General features: G+C 60.2%; 19 protein-coding genes. 11 read left to right on the top strand and 8 right to left on the bottom strand.

Annotation, left to right across the window (positions count from 1 at the left end; genetic code table 11):
• The first annotated feature begins 185 nt into the window (after positions 1-185).
• The 6 genes from ACA070_RS14185 to fabI are packed head-to-tail and all read left to right on the top strand — an operon-like array spanning position 186 to position 8,383.
• Positions 186-2,018 (top strand): extracellular solute-binding protein, encoded by a 1,833-nt coding sequence (locus tag ACA070_RS14185; RefSeq protein ID WP_497451669.1) that lies wholly within the window; start codon positions 186-188, stop codon positions 2,016-2,018.
• Positions 2,015-3,856, top strand: coding sequence for an extracellular solute-binding protein (locus ACA070_RS14180; RefSeq protein ID WP_497451668.1), 1,842 nt, complete (start codon positions 2,015-2,017; stop codon positions 3,854-3,856). Before ACA070_RS14185 ends, ACA070_RS14180 begins: the two co-directional genes overlap by 4 nt.
• Positions 3,857-3,860: 4 nt before the next feature.
• On the top strand, positions 3,861-4,934 hold the full coding sequence (locus tag ACA070_RS14175; RefSeq protein ID WP_497451667.1) for a microcin C ABC transporter permease YejB: 1,074 nt from the start codon (positions 3,861-3,863) through the stop codon (positions 4,932-4,934).
• Between the two features lies 1 nt (position 4,935).
• Positions 4,936-5,955 (top strand): ABC transporter permease, encoded by a 1,020-nt coding sequence (locus ACA070_RS14170; RefSeq protein ID WP_010459784.1) that lies wholly within the window; start codon positions 4,936-4,938, stop codon positions 5,953-5,955.
• Between the two features lies 1 nt (position 5,956).
• The gene (locus ACA070_RS14165; protein WP_497451666.1) at positions 5,957-7,567 is read left to right on the top strand and encodes an ABC transporter ATP-binding protein; all 1,611 of its coding nucleotides are present in this window, start codon (positions 5,957-5,959) and stop codon (positions 7,565-7,567) included.
• Between the two features lie 21 nt (positions 7,568-7,588).
• Positions 7,589-8,383 (top strand): enoyl-ACP reductase FabI, encoded by a 795-nt coding sequence (gene fabI, locus ACA070_RS14160; protein ID WP_008152082.1) that lies wholly within the window; start codon positions 7,589-7,591, stop codon positions 8,381-8,383.
• 183 nt (positions 8,384-8,566) lie between these two features.
• Here fabI and ACA070_RS14155 read toward each other — a convergent pair whose 3' ends face one another.
• Positions 8,567-9,433, bottom strand: coding sequence for a LysR family transcriptional regulator (locus ACA070_RS14155; RefSeq protein ID WP_497451665.1), 867 nt, complete (start codon positions 9,431-9,433; stop codon positions 8,567-8,569).
• Between the two features lie 116 nt (positions 9,434-9,549).
• On the opposite strand from ACA070_RS14155, the gene ACA070_RS14150 reads away from it, so the two are divergent.
• Positions 9,550-9,975 carry a VOC family protein gene (locus ACA070_RS14150; protein WP_497451664.1) on the top strand — a complete coding sequence of 142 codons (426 nt, stop codon included), beginning with the start codon at positions 9,550-9,552 and terminating at the stop codon, positions 9,973-9,975.
• A complete protein-coding gene (locus tag ACA070_RS14145; RefSeq protein ID WP_497451663.1) occupies positions 9,972-11,249 on the top strand; it encodes an amidase in 1,278 nt (425 codons plus the stop codon). The genes ACA070_RS14150 and ACA070_RS14145 overlap by 4 nt, the downstream gene beginning before the upstream one ends.
• Here ACA070_RS14145 and ACA070_RS14140 read toward each other — a convergent pair.
• The 5 genes from ACA070_RS14140 to ACA070_RS14120 all read right to left on the bottom strand — a co-directional run bounded on the left by ACA070_RS14140 (position 11,240) and on the right by ACA070_RS14120 (position 16,302).
• A complete protein-coding gene (locus tag ACA070_RS14140; protein WP_497451662.1) occupies positions 11,240-11,833 on the bottom strand; it encodes a GGDEF domain-containing protein in 594 nt (197 codons plus the stop codon). The genes ACA070_RS14145 and ACA070_RS14140 overlap by 10 nt on opposite strands.
• Before the next feature lie 74 nt (positions 11,834-11,907).
• Positions 11,908-12,486 carry a hypothetical protein gene (locus ACA070_RS14135; RefSeq protein ID WP_497451661.1) on the bottom strand — a complete coding sequence of 193 codons (579 nt, stop codon included), beginning with the start codon at positions 12,484-12,486 and terminating at the stop codon, positions 11,908-11,910.
• A 1-nt stretch (position 12,487) separates the two neighbouring features.
• The gene (locus tag ACA070_RS14130) at positions 12,488-14,656 is read right to left on the bottom strand and encodes a xanthine dehydrogenase family protein molybdopterin-binding subunit (protein ID WP_497451660.1); all 2,169 of its coding nucleotides are present in this window, start codon (positions 14,654-14,656) and stop codon (positions 12,488-12,490) included.
• Between the two features lie 26 nt (positions 14,657-14,682).
• Complete coding sequence (locus ACA070_RS14125) at positions 14,683-15,138, bottom strand: (2Fe-2S)-binding protein (protein ID WP_010459764.1); 456 nt, start codon at positions 15,136-15,138, stop codon at positions 14,683-14,685.
• 318 nt (positions 15,139-15,456) lie between these two features.
• Entirely contained in the window at positions 15,457-16,302 is an 846-nt protein-coding gene (locus ACA070_RS14120; RefSeq protein ID WP_497451659.1) for an oxidoreductase, read from the bottom strand.
• 112 nt (positions 16,303-16,414) lie between these two features.
• Between ACA070_RS14120 and ACA070_RS14115 the strand changes: the two genes are divergently transcribed.
• Positions 16,415-17,332 carry a LysR family transcriptional regulator gene (locus tag ACA070_RS14115; RefSeq protein ID WP_497451658.1) on the top strand — a complete coding sequence of 306 codons (918 nt, stop codon included), beginning with the start codon at positions 16,415-16,417 and terminating at the stop codon, positions 17,330-17,332.
• Here the strand turns inward: ACA070_RS14115 and ACA070_RS14110 are convergent.
• Complete coding sequence (locus tag ACA070_RS14110) at positions 17,329-18,483, bottom strand: NnrS family protein (protein ID WP_497451657.1); 1,155 nt, start codon at positions 18,481-18,483, stop codon at positions 17,329-17,331. The genes ACA070_RS14115 and ACA070_RS14110 overlap by 4 nt on opposite strands.
• The gene (locus ACA070_RS14105) at positions 18,483-18,731 is read right to left on the bottom strand and encodes a transmembrane sensor/regulator PpyR (RefSeq protein WP_461959166.1); all 249 of its coding nucleotides are present in this window, start codon (positions 18,729-18,731) and stop codon (positions 18,483-18,485) included. The genes ACA070_RS14110 and ACA070_RS14105 overlap by 1 nt, the downstream gene beginning before the upstream one ends.
• A gap of 262 nt (positions 18,732-18,993) precedes the next feature.
• Here ACA070_RS14105 and ACA070_RS14100 point away from each other — a divergent pair, with 262 nt between their 5' ends.
• Both ACA070_RS14100 and ACA070_RS14095 read left to right on the top strand, forming a co-directional pair.
• Positions 18,994-19,491 carry a VOC family protein gene (locus ACA070_RS14100; RefSeq protein ID WP_497451656.1) on the top strand — a complete coding sequence of 166 codons (498 nt, stop codon included), beginning with the start codon at positions 18,994-18,996 and terminating at the stop codon, positions 19,489-19,491.
• Positions 19,492-19,526: 35 nt separating this feature from the next.
• A complete protein-coding gene (locus tag ACA070_RS14095) occupies positions 19,527-20,360 on the top strand; it encodes an AraC family transcriptional regulator (protein WP_497451655.1) in 834 nt (277 codons plus the stop codon).
• Positions 20,361-20,406: the final 46 nt, after the last annotated feature.

The following is a 20,406-nucleotide window of genomic DNA, read 5'->3' as shown; positions in this document are numbered from 1 at the left end:
AGTTTTACTGAAACACCGCGCCGTCTGAATTCACGACTGCTGCGCAGCCGAACGCAGGCTTCGCCAGCTGCTACAGGGGCCGCATGTGTAATTAACAACGCATTAAGCCAGTGTCTTTTTCCTGTCGATACAAGCTGTTACTGTACGGCCCACAAAGCCCAAGCCGCCTGGATCGGATCTCTGACTTGAAGCGTCCCCTCCTCCTACTGCTGATCAGCCTGGCCTTGAGCTCCCCCGCAAGTGCGACGATCAGCGAAAGCCATGGTTATGCGCAGTTCGGCACGCTCAAGTACCCGGCCAGATTTACCCACTTCGACTGGGTCAACCCGCAAGCGCCCAAGGGCGGTACGTTGCGGGTGATGGCGTTTGGCACCTTCGATACGCTCAATCCCTACACTTTCAAGGGTTCCAGCCCGGTTTCCACGCCCAACTTCCTGCAGTACGGCATCAACGAGCTCAACGAACCGTTGATGGTCGGCACCGGCCAATACGCGCCGTCCGGCGATGAGCCGACCTCCAGTTATGGCCTGATCGCCCAATCGGTGGAATACAGCGAAGACCGCAGCTGGGTGGTGTTCAACCTGCGCCCTGAAGCGCGGTTCCACGACGGCACACCGATCACCGCCTACGACGTGGCGTTCTCCTACCGTTTGCTGCTCAAGGAAGGTCATCCGCAGTACCGCACCAGCCTCCAGGAAGTGTTGCGGGTCGACATCCTCAATCCGCAGCGCATTCGGTTCGTCTTCAAGCGCGCCGGCAATCCGTTGCAGATCCTGCGCCTTGGCGAGTTGCCAGTGCTGCCGCAGCATTATTGGAAAGGTCGTGATTTCAAGGCCACCACCTTCGAACCGCCACTGGGCAGCGGGCCGTATCGCATCACGTCGGTAACGCCTGGACGTCAGATCATTTTCGAACGGGTCAAGGATTACTGGGGCAAGGACCTGCCGGTCAATCGCGGCAAATACAACGTCGACCGCATGGAAGTCGAGTTCTACCGCGACAGCGATGTGGCCTTCGAAGCCTTCAAGGCCGGCGAATTCGACATCTACATCGAACACCAGGCGAAGAACTGGGACAACGGCTACAACTTCCCGGCCGTGCGCCGCGGCGACGTGATCAAGGCGCAGATCCCGCACCAGATCCCGACCCAGACCCAGGGCTTGTTCATGAACAGCCGGCGCCCGACCTTCTCCGAGACCAAAGTCCGTGAAGCTTTGGGGCTGATGTTCGACTTCGAGTGGACCAACCGCACCCTGTTCAGCGGCGCGTACAAACGCGCCATGAGTTACTACCCCAATAGCGAGTTCTCCGCGACAGGCCTGCCGGTCGGGCACGAATGGCTGATGCTCAAGCCGTATCGCGAGCAGTTGCCCGCCAAGCTCTTCACCGAGCCGTTCAGCCTGCCCAAGACCGATGGACGCGGCATTCCCCGGGAAACCATGCGAAAAGCTCTGGCGCTACTCGCCGAGGCCGGCTGGAAGCTCAATGGTCAACGGATCGAGAACGCCAAAGGCCAGCCGCTAAAGCTCGAGATCCTGCTGGTCAACCCTAACCTGGAACGCATCCTTCAGCCTTACGTCGAGAACCTCGCCAGCATTGGCATCGACGCGCGGCTGCGCACCGTCGACCGCGCCCAGTACAAACAACGTCTGGATCAGTTCGATTTCGACATGATCCTGATGACTCAAAACCAGACCCTCAGCCCGGGCCTGGAGCAATGGCAGTATTTCCATTCCAGCCAGGTCGGGGTCAAGGGCAGCAAAAACTACGCCGGCATCGCCAACCCGGTGGTCGATCACTTGCTCGAACAATTACTCGCCGCGCAAACCCGCGACGAACAAGTCGCCGCCGGCAAAGCCCTGGACCGGGTATTGCTGTGGCAGCACTACATCATTCCCAACTGGTACCTCAATTATCACCGCCTGGCCTACCGCAACCGGTTCGCCTTTGTCACCACGCCGCCCTACACCCTGGGCCTCTCCGCGTGGTGGCTGAAATCTTCGGAGAAAGATCGATGAAACCCGTACGCGCCCTGCTGTTGCAGGCCAGCGGTCTGCTGTTCGCCGGGCTGGCCTGCGCCGCCCCGCAACATGCCGTGACCCTGTACAACGAGCTGCCGAAATACCCGGCCGACTTCAAACATTTCGACTACGTGAACCCCGATGCACCCAAGGGCGGGATCTTTCGCCAGGCCGGGTTCGGCGGCTTCGACAGCCTTAACCCGTTTATAAGCAAAGGCGTGCCGGCCGACGACATCGGCATGATCTACGACACCCTGGCCAAACAAGGTCTGGACGAGCCGTTCACCGAATACGGGCTGGTCGCCGGCAAGATCGAGAAGGCCCCGGACAACAGTTGGGTGCGTTTCTACCTGCGTCCTGAAGGTCGCTTCCACGACGGTCATCCGATCCGCGCCGAAGACGTGGTGTTCAGCTTCCAGAAGCTGACCACGGACGGCGCCCCGCTCTTTCGCGGTTACTACAGCGATGTCGAGGAAGCGGTCGCCGAAAACCCGCTCACCGTGCTGTTCAAGTTCAAGCACACCAACAACCGCGAACTGCCGCTGATCCTCGGCCAGTTGCCGGTGTTGCCGAAGCATTGGTGGGCAAACCGCGATTTCAACAAGGGCAACCTTGAAATCCCCTTGGGCAGCGGCCCCTACAAGGTCACCGAAGTGAAGGCCGGGCGCTCGATACGCTATGAGCGGGTCAAGGATTACTGGGGCAAAGACCTCCCTGCCAACCGTGGCTTCTACAATTTCGACGTGATGACCACCGACTACTACCGCGACAATACGGTGGCGCTGGAAGCCCTCAAGGCCGGTCAGTTCGATTTCTGGATGGAGATGAGCGCGAAGAACTGGGCCAACGCCTACAACATCCCGGCGGTCACCGAAGGCCGATTGAACAAGGAACAGATCCCCAACGGCAACCCGACCGGCATGCAGGGCTTTGTGTTCAACCTGCGCCGCCCGGTGTTCCAGGACGTGCGCGTGCGCCAGGCGTTCACGTTGTTGCTGGACTTTGAATGGACCAACAAGCAACTGTTCAACGGCGCCTATGTGCGTACCCGCAGTTTCTTCGAAAACTCGGAAATGGCCGCGACCGGCTTGCCCGACGCCGATCAGCTTGGAATTTTGAGTCCGTTCCGCGGCAAGATTCCCGAACAGGTGTTCACCGAGGCCTTCCAAAACCCGGTGACCGACGCCAGCGGCATGATCCGCACGCAGCAGCGCAAGGCTTATCAGCTGTTGCAGGAAGCCGGCTGGCGGATCGTCGACGACAAGATGGTCGACGCCACCGGCAAACCGGTGAATATCGAATTCCTGCTGGCCCAGACCGAATTCGAACGGGTGCTGCTGCCGTTCAAGCGCAACCTCAGCGACCTGGGCATTGACCTGGTGATCCGCCGGGTCGATGTCTCGCAATACATCAACCGCGTGCGTTCACGGGACTTCGACATGATCGTCGGCAGCTTCCCGCAGTCCAACTCGCCGGGTAATGAACAGCGCGAGTTCTGGATGTCCGCCGCGGCCGACAAACCCGGCAGCCGCAACTCCATGGGCCTCAGGGATCCGGTGGTCGATCAACTGGTCGAACAACTGATCAACGCCGATTCGCGCAAAAGCCTGGTGGCCCACGCCCGGGCACTGGACCGCGTGCTGCAATGGGGCTATTACGTGATCCCCAACTGGCACATCAAAACCTGGCGCGTGGCGTACTGGAACCACATCGGTCACCCGAAAGTCTCTCCCAAGTACGACATCGGCACGAACACCTGGTGGGTCAAACCTGACGCGACACCGGCGATAGAAGTCGAAACCAAACTGCAAGCCGACCCTGCGGGCACGGAGTAATCAGATGCTGGCGTATATTTTTCGGCGACTGCTGCTGATCATTCCGACCTTGCTCGGCATTTTGCTGATCAACTTCGTGATCATCCAGGCCGCCCCCGGCGGACCCGTGGAGCAGATGATCGCCAAGCTCGAAGGCTTCGAAGGCGCCACCAGCCGCATTGCCGGCGGTGGTGCCGAAGTGTCGGTGGCCGGCTCCGCCTATCGCGGCGCGCAGGGCCTGGACCCGATGCTGGTCAAGGAAATCGAGCACATGTACGGCTTCGACAAATCGGCGCCGGAACGCTTGTGGATCATGATCAAAAACTACGCCACCCTGGATTTCGGCGACAGCTTCTTCCGCGACGCCAAGGTCATCGACCTGATCAAGGAAAAGATGCCGGTGTCGATCTCGCTCGGGCTGTGGAGCACGCTGATCATGTACCTGGTGTCGATCCCGCTGGGGATCGCCAAGGCAACGCGACACGGCAGCCACTTCGACGTCTGGACCAGTTCGTTGATCATCGTCGGCTACGCGATCCCGGCGTTCCTGTTCGCGATCCTGCTGATCGTAGTATTCGCCGGCGGCAGCTATTTCGACTGGTTCCCGCTCAGGGGGCTGACCTCGAACAATTTCGATGAACTGAGCACCGCCGGCAAGATCCTCGATTACTTCTGGCACTTGGCATTGCCGGTGACCGCGCTGGTGATCGGCAACTTCGCGACCATGACCCTGCTGACTAAAAACAGCTTCCTCGACGAAATCAACAAACAGTACGTGGTCACCGCCAAGGCCAAGGGCCTGACCAATCACCGCGTGCTTTACGGCCACGTGTTCCGCAACGCCATGCTGTTGGTGATCGCCGGTTTCCCGTCGGCGTTTATCGGGATCTTCTTCACCGGCTCGCTGCTGGTTGAAGTGATCTTCTCCCTGGATGGCCTCGGATTGATGAGTTTCGAAGCGGCGATCAACCGCGATTACCCCGTGGTGTTCGGCACGCTGTTTATCTTCACCTTGCTCGGTCTGGTGGTGAAATTGATCGGTGACCTCACGTACACCTTTGTCGATCCGCGCATCGACTTCGAAAGCCGGGAGCATTGAGATGAATTTGTCCCCGCTCAATCGCCGACGTTTCGAACTGTTCAAGGCCAACAAGCGTGGCTGGTGGTCGCTGTGGCTGTTTCTGGTGCTGTTCGGCCTGAGCCTCGGCGCCGAACTGATTGCCAACGACAAACCGCTGGTGGTGCATTACGACAATGGCTGGTACTTCCCGGCACTCAAGCGCTACCCGGAAACCGCGTTCGGCGGCGAATTCCCGCTGGAAGCCAATTACAAGAGCCCGTACATCCGCGAATTGCTCAAGGCCAAAGATGCCTGGGTGCTGTGGGCGCCGATTCCCTACAGCTACCAAAGCATCAATTACGACCTGAAAGTCCCGGCGCCCGCGCCGCCTTCCGCCGACAACCTTCTAGGCACCGACGATCAGGGCCGCGATGTGCTGGCGCGGGTGATTTACGGCTTCCGGATTTCGGTGCTGTTTGCGTTGACCCTGACCATTCTCAGCTCGATCATCGGCGTGATTGCCGGGGCCTTGCAGGGGTTTTATGGCGGCTGGGTGGATCTGGCCGGGCAGCGTTTCCTGGAGATCTGGTCCGGGTTGCCGGTGCTGTATCTGCTGATCATTCTGGCCAGTTTCGTCCAGCCGAATTTCTGGTGGCTGCTGGGGATCATGCTGCTGTTCTCGTGGATGAGCCTGGTGGATGTGGTGCGCGCCGAGTTCCTGCGCGGGCGTAACCTTGAATACGTGCGCGCGGCCCGGGCGCTGGGGATGCAGAACGGCGCGATCATGTTCCGCCATATCCTGCCCAACGCCATGGTCTCGACCATGACCTTCATGCCGTTCATTTTGACCGGCGCCATCGGCACCCTGACCGCCCTCGATTTCCTGGGCTTCGGTCTGCCGCCGGGCGCGCCATCGTTGGGCGAACTGGTGGCCCAGGGCAAATCCAACCTGCAAGCGCCGTGGCTCGGAATGAGTGCGTTTGCGGTGCTGGCATTGATGTTGAGTTTGCTGGTGTTCATCGGCGAGTCCGCTCGCGATGCCTTCGACCCGAGGAAGTGAAATGAATCAGGACAATCTGATCGAAGTGCGCGACCTGGCCGTCGAATTCGTCGTCGGCGATCACTGCCAGCGGGTGGTGGAAGGCGTCAGCTTCGACATCAAGCGTGGTGAAACACTGGCACTGGTGGGCGAAAGCGGCTCGGGCAAATCGGTGACTGCGCATTCGATCCTCCGACTGCTGCCCTACCCCCTCGCCCGACATCCGTCGGGGACCATCGAGTATTCGGGCCAAAATCTGCTGAGCCTGAAAGAGAAGACCATCCGCCACATCCGCGGCAACCGGATCGCGATGATCTTTCAGGAGCCGATGACCTCGCTCAACCCGCTGCACTCGATCGAGAAGCAGATCAACGAGGTGCTGGGCATTCACAAGGGGCTGGTCGGCAAAGTGGCGACCAAACGCACCCTGGAATTGCTGGAGATGGTCGGCATTCCCGAGCCGCACAAGCGTCTCAAGGCCCTGCCCCATGAATTGTCCGGCGGCCAGCGTCAGCGAGTGATGATCGCCATGGCCCTGGCCAACGAGCCGGAACTGCTGATTGCCGACGAGCCGACCACCGCGCTGGACGTGACCGTTCAGCTGAAAATCCTCGAATTGCTCAAGGAATTGCAGGCCCGTCTGGGCATGGCATTGCTACTGATCAGTCACGATTTGAACCTTGTGCGAAGAATTGCGCATCGCGTATGTGTCATGCAGCGCGGTTGCATCGTCGAACAGGCATCGTGCGAAGAGTTGTTCCGCGCGCCGCAGCATCCGTACACTCGGGAACTGCTGGCAGCTGAGCCCAGCGGCAAGCCGGCTACCAACATAATTGGCCCGCCGCTGCTGCAAGTCGAGGACCTGAAAGTCTGGTTCCCGATCAAAAAAGGCTTTCTGAAAAAGACCGTCGACCACATCAAAGCGGTGGACGGAATCAATTTCAGCCTGCCCCAGGGCCAGACCTTGGGGATTGTGGGAGAAAGCGGTTCTGGCAAGTCGACGCTTGGTCTGGCGATTTTGCGGCTGATCGGCAGTAAAGGCGCCATCCGTTTTGAAGGCAAGCAGCTAGACTGCCTGACTCAGGCCGAGGTTCGGCCGTTGCGCCGGGAGATGCAGGTGGTGTTTCAGGACCCGTTCGGCAGCCTGAGCCCGCGGATGTGCGTGAGCCAGATCGTCGGCGAAGGCCTGCGGATCCACAAGATGGGCACCGAGACGGAACAGGAACAAGCGATTATTGCGGCATTGAAGGAGGTAGGTCTGGACCCGGAAACCCGGAACCGCTACCCCCACGAATTTTCCGGTGGGCAACGGCAGAGAATCGCCATTGCCCGGGCATTAGTGCTAAAACCGGCGTTGATTCTGCTGGACGAGCCGACTTCGGCCCTCGACCGCACCGTGCAACGCCAAGTGGTGGAGCTTTTGCGTTCACTGCAAACCAAGTACAACCTGACGTATCTGTTTATCAGCCATGACCTGGCTGTCGTCAAGGCGCTGAGCCACCAGCTGATGGTGGTCAAGCAAGGCCAAGTGGTCGAACAGGGAGACGCGCAAAGTATCTTTGCCGCCCCCCAACATCCGTATACACAGCAGTTGCTGGAAGCCGCTTTCCTGGCTCCAGCCACTGCGCAATAACCTGAAAGAGAGGAGCAACACATGGGTTTTCTCGCCGGTAAGCGCGTACTGATCGTCGGTGTCGCCAGCAAGCTGTCCATCGCATCCGGCATCGCTGCCGCCATGCATCGCGAGGGCGCTGAGCTTGCCTTCACTTATCAGAACGACAAACTCAAGGGTCGTGTCGAAGAGTTCGCACAAAGCTGGGGTTCCAACCCTGATCTGTGCTTCCCGTGCGACGTGGCCAGCGATGAAGAAATCGCCAAGGTCTTCGTTGAGCTGGGCAAGAAGTGGGACGGCCTGGATTGCATCGTGCACTCCGTCGGCTTCGCCCCGGGCGACCAACTGGACGGCGACTTCACCGAAGCCACCACCCGTGAAGGTTTCCGCATTGCTCACGACATCAGCGCCTACAGCTTCGTGGCCCTGGCCAAGGCTGGCCGCGAAATGATGAAAGGCCGCAACGGCAGCCTGCTGACCCTGTCGTACCTGGGCGCCGAGCGCACCATGCCGAACTACAACGTGATGGGCATGGCCAAGGCTTCGCTGGAAGCTGGCGTACGTTACCTGGCCGGTTCCCTCGGCCCGGACGGCACCCGCGTCAACTGCGTATCGGCGGGCCCAATCCGCACCCTCGCCGCTTCCGGCATCAAGAACTTCCGCAAGATGCTGGCTGCCAACGAAGCGCAAACCCCGCTGCGTCGCAACGTCACCATCGACGAAGTCGGCAACGCCGGCGCCTTCCTCTGCTCGGACCTGGCGTCCGGCATCAGCGGCGAAATCATGTATGTAGACGGTGGCTTCAACACCACTGCGATGGGTAGCCTGGAAGAGTAATCTTCGGTTAGCCAATAAAAAACCCGCCTCTTCAGGCGGGTTTTTTGTGCCTGAGATTTCAGGCGTGATGCAATCCCCTGTGGGAGTGAGCCTGCTCGCCATAGCGGTGTATCAGTCGATATCATTTTTTGAATGTTAGTCCGCTATCGCGAGCAGGCTCACTCCCACAGGGGGAGGTTGTGGTTAGTTTTCGATTTGGGTCAGGCACAGGGCAAACAGCTGCTGAATCGGCTGTGTCCGCTGGCTATAACGCTGCAACAGCACAATCTCCCGATAAAACGTCAACTCGCCCAGCGGGATAATCCTGACCTTCGCCCCATGCTCAAGCCACAACCCGGCCTCGGGCAGCAGCGAAACGCCGAGCCCGCATTCGACCATCTTCACGATGGCTTCCAGCTCATCCAGTTCCAGTGCCACCCCCACTTCAATCTGCTGCTCTCGCAAAAACCGCGTCACCAGGCGACCACCAAATGAATTGCGGTCGTAGCGCACGTGCGGGTGACTCGCAAGGATCTGCAACGGTTCATTGCTCTCAAGGTCCATTGGCACAATCAACACAAACGGTTCCCGACGGATAACTTGCGCCGACAACTCCTTGGGCAGTTCGAACGGCGGCTTGATCAATATCGCCAAGTCGACCTCCCCGGTGTCCACCTGGCTCAACAGGTTCAATGACACGCCGGGCACCAGTTTCGGTTCAAGCAACGGCGCCTGCTGCCTCAACCGCAACAACGCCTGAGGCAACAAACCGGTCTGGACCGTGGCCACCGCGCCAATTTTCAACTCGCCGCGATACTCGCTGACATCATCGCTGACGGCCATCCGGCTGAACGTCTCGAGGATTTCCCGCGCCATCGGCAACGCCCGCTGCCCTGCTGCATTGAGAATCGCCTGGCGCCCGGTGCGATCGAACAGGCGAATACCCAGCGCCTGTTCCAGATTGCGCATCTGTGCGCTGACCGCCGACTGCGTCAGGCCGATGTGCATCCCGGCGGCCGCGAACGTGCCGTAGCGTGTCACGGCGATGAAGGTTTTCAATTCGCGCAGCATAAGGCGGTCTCGATTGAACGAAATATTTTGAGCTCGACGCAAAAACTATCGTCTTTCAATCAAAAAGCATAGCGCTAAACTTAGCCTCGTCCCCTAACAACAAGAAGGCGAACCCGATGCAACTATCCCCTTTTCACTTGGCGATTCCGGTGTATGACTTGGCAGCGGCCCGTAACTTTTACGGTGAAGTGTTCGGCCTGGAAGAAGGACGTTCCAGTGACCACTGGGTCGACTTCAACTTTTTCGGCCATCAACTGGTGATTCACCTGGCGCCGAAAAACGCTTCTCAGGAAGCCGCGCACACCAATGCCGTGGACGGACATAACGTGCCGGTGCCGCATTTCGGTGTGGTATTGGGGATGGCGGAATGGGAGGCGCTGGCCGAGCGCTTGAAAGACCTGGGTACTCGCTTCGTGATCGAGCCGGGTATCCGCTTTCAGGGCTTGGTGGGTGAACAAGCCACGATGTTTCTCTTCGACCCCTGTGGCAACGCTTTGGAGTTCAAGGCATTCAAGAACATCACTCAGTTGTTCGCCAGATGATTCGCCCGGACTTTGACGCCACCACCCTCAGTGAAGCGGTGGTCGATGGCGATACCACCGCTGCCGCCATCGCCGAAGCCTTTCTTGAGCGCATTCAGGCGCAGGAACCGGATATCCAGGCCTTCGTCTCGTTCGACACCCGGCAGGTACGCGCCGATGCTGCGCAGAACAACGGCCGTGGCCTGCTGGCCGGCATCCCCGTGGGCATCAAGGACATCTTCGACACCGCGGCCTACCCGACGCAATTCAACTCGCCCATTTACAACGGCCATCAACCGTCCCGGGACGCCCACGTGGTGACGCTGTTGCGCCAGGCCGGCGCGCTGATCATGGGCAAGACCCACACCACCGAATTTGCCTACATGCACACCGGCCCGACCCGCAATCCCCACGACCTCGCTCGCACGCCCGGCAGCTCCAGCGCGGGTTCGGCGGCCGGGATGGCGGCGGGTTTCTTTGCCTTGGCGCTGGGCACCCAGACCGCTGGCTCATTGCTCAAGCCGGCCTCCTATTGCGGCCTCTTCGCTTACAAGCCGTCGCTGGGACTGGTGTCGCTGGAAGGTGTAAAACCGCTGGCGCCGAGCTTCGACACCGTGGGTTGGTATGGACGATCGGTACGCGATCTGCACCTCGTGGCGCGCGTGTTGATTCCCGGTTTCGTTGTACCTGATGTCGAGCGGCGTCCTCTGCGACTGGGTTTCTGCCGCACGTCGCGCTGGGATCAGGTGGACCCCGAGGTGGCCCACGCTCTGGAGCAGGCAGCGGATCAGTTGAGCCGCGCCGGCCATCACGTGAGCGAACTGCAACTGCCCGACGAATTTGCCGGTGTATTCGACGACCATCAGTTGATTAACGATTGCGAAGGTGCCCGCTCGCTGGCCAAGGAATTTCAACGCCACCGTACCCAATTGAGCCCCTCGACACTGGCCATGTTCGAGCGAGCGGCGGCGACAACGTGGGAACAGGAATCCGCTGCCAAGGTGCGTCTGGCCGTGCTTGCCCCACGTTTGAATGAGCTTTGCCAACCCTTCGACGCCATGCTCGGTGCTTCTTGCGGAATGGTTGCGCCGATGGGCCTGGAAAGCACCGGACCGTCGGATTTCATCAAGTTCTGGGGAGCGTTTGGCTGGCCGCAGGTCAATATCCCGCTGAAGCGCACGGAAGGCAGTCTACCGATTGGATTACAGCTGATCGGCAGGTTCAGGGACGACGGCCGGTTGTTGAGAACCGCCGGGCACGTTACAGCCGTTTTGCACCGGGCCACTCAAGAATGATGAGTGTCGTGCATCGCCGTATCGGCCAGTGCCAACACGTCTTCGGCTGTCTGGTTTAGCCGCGCATCAAACTCGATCTGGCCAATGCTGAACTGAATGATGAAACTGCGATTCGCCGTGGCATTGCGCTCGGCGAGTATTTCTTCGAGGCGTGCCATGATCGCCGACAGCTCTACAACGCTTGCCCCCGTCAGCAGGGCGACAAACTCGTCGTTGCCCAGCCGGCCAATCACATCGCTTTCACGAAAGGCAATTCGCAACACGTCAGCAAAGGTTTTCAGGGCGTTGTCACCCTCGGCTCGACCGAACAGATAGTTGATTCGCTTGAAATTATCGAGGTCGAAATACAGCAGCGTTGCCGGTATTCCCAATTGCTGGCAGGCGTCCAGCCCCTGTTGGGCCAGCGCCGTGAAACCGTGACGGTTGGGCAGCAGCGTCAACTCGTCCATGCTCGCCATCTGCACGCCCGTCAGTTCTTGCTCGGCCTTGCGGGCCAGATCGCGCAGCAATTCACGTTCCTTAAGTGGCGAACGCATCGGGTCTGTGCAAGCACCTCGCTTGACCGGTTTGCCTGGGATCAGCATTACTCACTCCATTGGCGGATATGCACTTTAGAGTCGTGCGTACCCGGATTGACTCCCTGTTAACGGACCGCCGGTCAACTGCCCTCCACCGGACATGGCCCACCCGCGTCAGCCCACAGCTTGAATTGGCTGACGAAAATATCGTGGGGCACCGGCACCGGCGCCCTTCCCTCGCCCGGATTCCAGCCCCACAGCACTAGCTTGTCTTCGCTGACGTGCTTGATCAGTGCCGCGAAGTCTCGGTCACCATTACTGGAACGATCCTTGATCATCGCGCACAACCTGTCGGCCGGCAGACCGATCCAGGCCATCTTGTGTGTGGCTGGCGGTAAGCTCCAATGCGGCGCTCCCGGTGGCGTATGTGGCCCGTAACTGGCGGGGGGATTGGTCTCGGCGTGACAGGTCGCGCAGGGCAAACCGGCAGCGCCCTTGCCGTCCATTCCGCGCACCACACTCATCGCATGGGGAGTCCCGGCGTCGAATTGCAACGGCGAATCGCCCGGGATATGACAGTTCTGGCAACGCGGGCTCTGGAAAACTTTTTGCACGGTATCAAACGCCTTGATGGCTTCCTTGTCGTCAGCAAGCACGTGCTCGGCGTAGACAGCCAGGCCGATCAACACCACCGTGCCAAGTATCAAATGTCGTTTCATGTCACACCCCCGACAGTTGCAACGGCAGTTCCCGCAAGCGTTGCCCGGTCAGGGCGAACACCGCGTTGGCCACCGCCGGCGCCGTGGGTGGGACACCGGCTTCACCGATACCGCCGGACCTTTCGGTGCTCGGCACGATATGCACTTCGACCACCGGCATTTCGTTCAGCCGCAGCACCCGATAGTCGTGGTAATTGGATTGCACCACCTGGCCGTCCTTGAACGTCAGTTTGCTGTGCAAGGTAAAGCCGAGGCCGAAGGTGATGCAGGACTCCATTTGCGCAGCGATGCTCATCGGGTTGACCGCGATCCCGCAGTCCACCGCGCACACCACCCGGTGCACCCGAATCGCCAGATTGTCCTGGGACACTTCAGCGACCTGGGCCACGTAGCTGCCGAAAGATTCATGCACTGCCACGCCCAACGCGTGGCCGTCCGGCAATGGCGCCTTCCAGTTGGCTTTCTCGACGGCAAGGTTCAGCACGCCCAAATGCCGCGGATGCGCCTTGAGCAAGGTTCGTCGGTAGTCCACCGGATCCTTGCCGACCGCCTCCGCCAGTTCGTCGATCAACGACTCCATGACAAACGCCGTGTGGCTGTGCCCCACCGAACGCAGCCACAACACGCTGATGCCGGTTGTCGGTGAGTGCAGTTCCACCTGGTGATTGGCCATGCCTACCAGGTAAGGGCTGTCGGCAACGCCTTCGACCGACGTCTTGTCGACACCGTCCTTGACCATGGTCGCCTCGAGCAGGGTGCCGGCCATGATCGACTGACCGACCATCACGTGCTTCCAGGCAATCGGCATGCCTCCGGCGTCCAGGCCGATGCGCGCCTGATGCAGGAACGCCGAGCGATAATAGCCGCCGCGCACGTCGTCCTCCCGGGACCATACGGTTTTCACTGGCCCACCTGCCGCCTTGGCGACCTGCACGGCTTCTGCGACAAAGTCCGAAGTCGGATTGGCCCGACGACCGAAGCCGCCGCCGAGAAATTCAGTGTGGATTTCAACCTGTTCCGGCTTGAGCCCGGTGATCTTGCCCGCGATCATTTGATCCAGGGTCTGGAACTGCGTGCCGGTCCAGATCTCGCACTTGTCCTTGGAGATTTTCACCGTGCAGTTGAGCGGTTCCATCGGCGCGTGGGCCAGGTACGGCACGCTGTATTCGACGTCGATGGTCTTGGCGGCTTTGCCCAGTGCGGCAGTGGTATCGCCGGCCTTACTGGCCGAGGTGCCGGGGGTGGCCGCGAGTTTGCGGAAACTCTCCAGCAGTTTTTGACTGTCGAGGCCGGCGTTCGGCCCCAAATCCCACTCGACCTTCAGCGCATCGCGCCCAAGCTTCGCCGCCCAGTAATGGTCGGCAATCACCGCCACGCCAGTAGGCACCTGCACCACTTTGTGCACGCCCGGCACGGCCAGCGCTTCGGCGCCTTCAAAAGATTTGACGCTGCCGCCGAAGACCGGCGAACGGGCAACCATGGCGGTCATCAAGCCATCGAATTGCACGTCCATGCCGAACTTGGCCCGGCCGGTGATTTTCTCCGGGGTGTCCAGGCGCTTGGTGGGTTTGCCGATCAGCTTCCAGTCCTTGGCCTCCTTGAACTTGATCGAGGCCGGATCCGGTACCGGCAGCTTGCCGGCGTCATCCGCCAGTTCGCCGTAGGTCGCGCGTTTGTCGCCGGCAATGACCACGCCAGACTCGGTGTGAATCGCCGAGGGCGCGACGTTGAAACGCTTGGCGGCCGCATCGATCAGCATCAAGCGCGCTGCCGCGCCGGCCTGGCGGTAGCGGTCGAACTCCATCCAGGTCGAGGTTGAGCCGCCGGTGATCTGCATGCCGCCGAACCCTGCCATGCCGTAATCCGCCGCCGACGCGGGGGAATGTTCAACGCGTATTTTTGACCAGTCGGCGTCCAGCTCTTCGGCGATCAACATGGTCAGGCCGGTCCAGATGCCCTGGCCCATTTCCGAGTGGCCGAGCAACACGGTGACGACGTTGTCGTTGCCGATCCGTAAAAACGCATTGGGCGCGAAAATATTGCCTTCATTCTCCGCCCCCAAGGCAAAGCGATGAGCGCCGGGGATGACGAACGCCACCACCAGACCACCGCCCAACAGTGCGCTGCCCTTGAGAAAACCGCGGCGTGACAGAGGGTTGAAGCTGTTCATGGCTCATGACTCCCGTCAACGTGGCATCAACCGATCTCGGCGGCGCGTTTGACCGCGGCACGGATCCTTGGGTAGGTGCCACAGCGGCAGATATTGCCGGAGAGCGCCTGATCGATGTCGCTGTCGGTGGGCTTGGGGATCTTCGCCAGCAACGCGGCGGCGGACATGATCTGCCCGGACTGGCAGTAACCGCACTGAACCACGTCGAGTTCGGCCCAGGCTTGCTGCACCGGGTGCGAGCCGTCGGTGGAAAGGCCTTCGATGGTGAGGATTTTTTGCCCGTGGGCCACCGCAGTGGCGGGCGTGATGCAGGAACGCAGTGGCGCGCCGTCGACGTGCACGGTGCAGGCGCCACACTGGGCCATGCCGCAACCGAATTTGGTGCCGGTCAGGTGCGCGACATCGCGCAGGACCCAGAGCAGCGGCATGTCTGCGGGGACATCCAGTTCCTGATCCTTGCCATTGATGTTCAGGGTCAGCATTGCGAATTTCCTCAGACTCACGGTGTTCTGAAGGGACGTCGCTGTGACAACGGAATGCCTACGCGCGCCTCGGGTTATCCCTTCAGCTAAGCGCAAATTGCCGGGGGAGACCGGTTCATCGACCACCGGTCACACAAGGAAGGTGAACTGGATTGCTTTGTAGCAGCTGTCGAGCCTGCGAGGCTGCGTCCGGCGACGAAGTCGTCGTAAACCCTGCGGACGCGATTTTCCTGACGCACCGCGGGGCTGATTTCACGACGACTGCGTCGCCGAACGCAGCCTCGCAGGCTCGGCAGCTGCTACAGACCGTGATGGGGCTTAGAAGTCGGTAGAGACTGACACTTCACGCCATGTCTGCAATTCATCGGCAACGAAGGCGTTCTTGGCTTCGATCGCCGCGACGCAGTCACTGCCCAGCGGCAGGCGCAGCGGTGCTTTTTTCGCTTCCACCAGAGTGATCATGGTCTGGGCGAGCTTGTCCGGGTCGCCCGGCTGATTCAGGGTCACGGCCTTGGCAATTTTGCGCACTTCACCTGCGGTGCTGTCGTAGTCGGCAATCGTCGACGGGGATTCGACCAGGGAATTGCCTTCGAGGAATTCGGTGCGGAAGTAACCAGGCTCAACCACTGTGACTTTTATACCCACCGGGGCCAACTCGGCGTGCAGCGCCTCGCTCAGGCCCTCGACGGCAAACTTGGTCGAGCAATAGACGCCGAAGCCCGGCCCCGATGCGTAACCGCCCACCGATGACAGGTTGATCACATGCCCACTGCGAGCGGCACGCATGTACGGCAGGACGGCGCGAGTGACGTTCAGCAAGCCGAAGACGTTGGTTTCGTACACGCGCCGCACTTCGTCGGCGCTGGCTTCTTCGACCGCACCCAGCAAGCCGAAGCCCGCGTTGTTGACCAGCACGTCGATGCGCCCAAAGTGGTCGATGGCAGCCTTGGCGACCGCAACGCCTTGGGCTTCGTTGGTGACATCCAGGGACACGGCGAGCAACGCGGATTGAGTGCCAAAACGCTTTGTAACGCTGCTGGCATCACGGGCGGTGGCAACCACTGCGTCGCCGTTGGCCAGCGCGGCGGCGGCGATCTTGGCGCCAATACCGCGGGAAGCACCAGTGATGAGCCAGACACGTTTGAAGTTATGGGAAGTGGTCATGATCGAGTTCCTTGTTTGGGTTGGGGTGAGCACAAGGTACGCAGGAAGATTGGTCGGAAAAATGCCCTCGTGTTACAAGCACTATGAAACTGTCTTTCATAATGGCGCCGACATGAATCACGACCCATTCGACGGCTTGACCGAGTTTCTGGCGGTGGCCGAGCACAAAAGCTTCACCCTCGCCGCCACCCGGTTGGCGGTGACGCCCACGGCGGTCAGCCACGCGATCAAACTGCTGGAGCGGCGCACCGGCGTGTTGCTGTTCCAGCGCACGACTCGCCGGGTGGCGTTGACCGAGGCCGGTGCCAGCCTGTTCGCCCGTTTGCGTCCGGCGGCCAGTGAAATCGATGAAGCCCTTGCAGTGCTCAGCGGTTTTCGCGACCAACCGATGGGCACGCTGCGCATCACTGCACCTCGCCTGTCCGGCGCCTTGTTGATCGAGCCGCTGATGCCGCTGTTTCGCCAGGCTTATCCGCAGGTCAGCCTCGACATTTCCCTGGACGACGCCACGGTCGACCTGATGGAGAGCGGTTTCGATGCCGGGATCCGGCTGGGAGAGTCCATCGAGAAAGACATGATCGCCGTGCGCCTGACACCGGACCTGCAATGGTCGGTGGTGAGCTCGCCGGCTTACTTCGCCAAGGCCGGCAAACCGCTCAGCCCGGAAGAGCTGACCCGGCATGAGTGCATCGGCTTTCGCTTCGCCAACTCCGGCAGCGCGCATCGCTGGGAGTTTCGCCGCGATGGGCGAGACTTCACGGTGGGCGTCGAGAGTGGCGTGATCGTCAACGATCGCAAGCTACTGGTCTCCGCAGCCCGAAACGGGCTCGGACTAGCTTACGCCTGCAACCTGGAGATCATCGACGAGCTGGCGAACGGTCAGCTGGAGCGAGTGCTGCAGCCATTTGTGCCGCTGAGTTCGGCGTTGTACCTGTACTTCCCCAGCCGTACTCAGACTCAACCGAAACTGCGCGCCTTCATCGATATGGCCACGCAGTGGATTGCTGATAAGGGAGTTCTGGCGCGTTAGAGCCTCGGCTTGAGCAAGATGCCGGTGTAGTGCAAGAGAAAAAGGCCGAAAGCACTGCTCCAAAGCAGCGCCGAAAGGCCTAGCCCGACCCCGGAAAACGGCACAAGAAACACCCGGCTCGCCGCAGCGATCACCAGCAAGGCAAACCCCAGGACCACGGCGTTCGACGGCTGCAACAGGCGCCCGGTATGACCGAGGCTGACCCGCGCGATCATCGCCAGAATCAACCCGCCGATACCGCCGACCGCCAAGGCGTGTGTGGCCAGACTTTGCTGTGGCATCAAGCCCGCATGCCACAACGCCATCGCCAACGCGGCAACCACCAGCCAGGCGTAAGCGAGGTACAGCGACCAGAGCAGCGGCACGCGCCAGATACCCCGATCATGCCAGCGCCACAGGCGCAGCAGATGCAATGCACCTATCAGCAGAAATAACGCGGCCAGCCAGGGTCTGGGGGCATCGTTCAACCCACCGGCAAAGGACACGGCCGCGAGCAGGCTGCACAGCCACAACACGTTGGTTGGCAACGGGTGAGCGGCGGGTGCAGCGGCACGGTTCAAGCCGCGCTGGATGAAGAAGGGAATGACCCGGCCGCCAATCACCGTCATCAGCGCCGCCACCAACCACAAGGCCGCCAACACGCCACGCCGTTGCAGGCCCGCGTCATCCATCGCGATCCCCCACAACGTCATGCCCTGACAGCCGGCCATCAGCGCAATCACCAACAGAATCGGGTAGTTGTCGCGCTTGCCGGCCGCCACCAGATCCCGTCCGATCGCCCAAGCCAGAAGCGGTAGAAACGGCACTTGCAACACCAGCAGCACGCTATCGGAAACGGGCAGCATCCAGGCCAGTCGCGCCAGCAGCCACACCAGTACCAACCCCATCAACGGCCAGCCGTTGAAGCCCGGGCGTCCGGTCCAGTTCGGCACAGCGGTGAGCAAGAAGCCGGCGATGATTGCCGTGGCAAAACCAAACGGCATTTCATGCCGGTGCCAGGCCAGCATCCCGCCAACAGGCTGCGCGCCGGGCAATCGTCCGTACAGCCAAAGCGCCCAGATTGCCACCGCGATCGCAGCAAACCCGGCACCGGCCAAAAAGAACGGTCGAAAGCCGAGACTGAAGACTGGCGCAGCGGAAAGTCGGCGCATCAGGCCACCGCCCCGACCAGGCCTTTACCCAAGCGATGCTGGGCCAGCAGGCGCATGACATAGCCGATCTTGATCAGGGTCGGCCCGATAATGGTCATGGCATGCATCGTCACCAGAGCGACAATCGGCAAATGACCGTCGTAGAGGTAAGCGCCGTAGATACCCACCAAAAGCAGCGCCAGGCCTGCGCCTAATACGCGACTCGACAAGTGCAGAACGTTCTGAGGATTGCTGAAGAAATCGAACATTTTCCGTACTCCTGATGCAGTTCAGTTGTACGTTTTACTTATCAAGTCCCGTGCCAGTTTTTTAATCCATACAAATCAGCAGCCTGAAGCAATCGGAGTCATATCGACTACTTACTCAAATAGTCGATATGACTCACATGATTGTCATTTTGACTCTGCACTGCTATGCCTGCTGGCAAATGTCGATCTACGGTCCAGCCAATCGACTACAAGCTGGCTACGCTGATAATCCAGCATGAGTAACCCGTAGAGGAGCATCACCATGCAACGCGTGCAAAAACTGACTCCCTGCCTCTGGTTCGACAATCAGGCCGAAGAGGCTGCGAGGTTTTACTGTTCGATCTTCGATCATTCGAAAATCACCGCCCTCACCCACTACGGCAAGGCTGGCCAGGAGGTGCATGGCATGCCTGAAGGTTCGGTGCTGACGGTCAGCTTCGAACTCGATGGACAGCCGATGACAGGGCTCAATGGCGGCCCGGTTTTCACGTTCAGCGAAGCGGTTTCATTTCAGGTCAATTGCCAGACCCAGGACGAAGTCGACCATTTCTGGGGCGCCCTTTCCGCCCATCCAGAGAATGAGCAGTGCGGATGGGTCAAGGACAAGTTCGGCCTGTCGTGGCAGATCGTGCCGGTCGCCATGATGGATATGCTCAAAGACCCCGACACGAAGAAATCGCAACGCGCCATGCAAGCCATGATGCAGATGAAAAAACTCGACATCGCCGCCTTGCAGCGCGCCTTTGACGGCGAGAGCTAATACACTCCGTTGCTGGCCTGCCGAGGACGCTGACGATGAAGCACACCGTTGCCAAAGACGCTGATAAAGCCCCCCGCTTCTGGCGCGACGATGCCCTGCCCTTCATCGAAGCCCGATCCATCGCCGACGGCCGCGAGGTCTGCTACACCCGGCATGCCCACGAGCACTTTTCCATCGGTGCGATCACCGCTGGGCGCAGTACCTATCTTCATGAGCAAGCGCAGTTCCAGGTCAACGCCGGCACCGTGGTGTTGATGAACCCTGATGATGTGCATGCCTGTAATCCGATCGACGATCAACCTTGGTCGTACCTGATGTTGTACGTTGAGACGCCTTGGCTGACCGATTTGCAGCATCAGCTCGGCTTCAGCCAGGACTCTGCGTTCCGGCGGTTTTCCATCACCCACACCCGCGATGGCAACCTGTTCGCCGGCCTCAACGGTCTGTACGAAATCCTGGTGGATCCCCTGCAAGACGTGTTGTGCAAACACAGTGCGGCGGTGGAGTTTTTTACCGAGGTGCAACAGCGGCTCAACCCGATCGATCAACCGCTGCGCGAACCCAATTTCAAGCTGGAACGGGCCGCCGACTACATCCGCGACCACTGCACACTCCAGCTCAAGCTCGAGGACATTTGCGAGGCGGCACAACTGTCGCCGTCCTATCTGATTCGCGCCTTCAAACACCATTACGGGATGACGCCCCACGCCTTTCTGGTCAACCGGCGCATCCAGTTCGCCCGTGATCAATTGCGTAGCGGCAAGTTGATTGCTGATGTAGCGCTGGAAGCAGGATTTGCCGATCAGGCGCACTTTCAGCGGGTATTCAAACAGCACTTGGCAGCGACGCCGGGGCAGTATCGCGGCTAAGTTAATTTCAAACACATTAAAAACCTGGTTATCCGTATTGCAACAA

The sequence above is a fragment of the Pseudomonas sp. LBUM1678 genome (assembly GCF_059695575.1).
The sequence above is the reverse complement of the archived record's forward strand: the minus strand, read 5'-3'. Positions and strand labels throughout refer to the sequence as shown.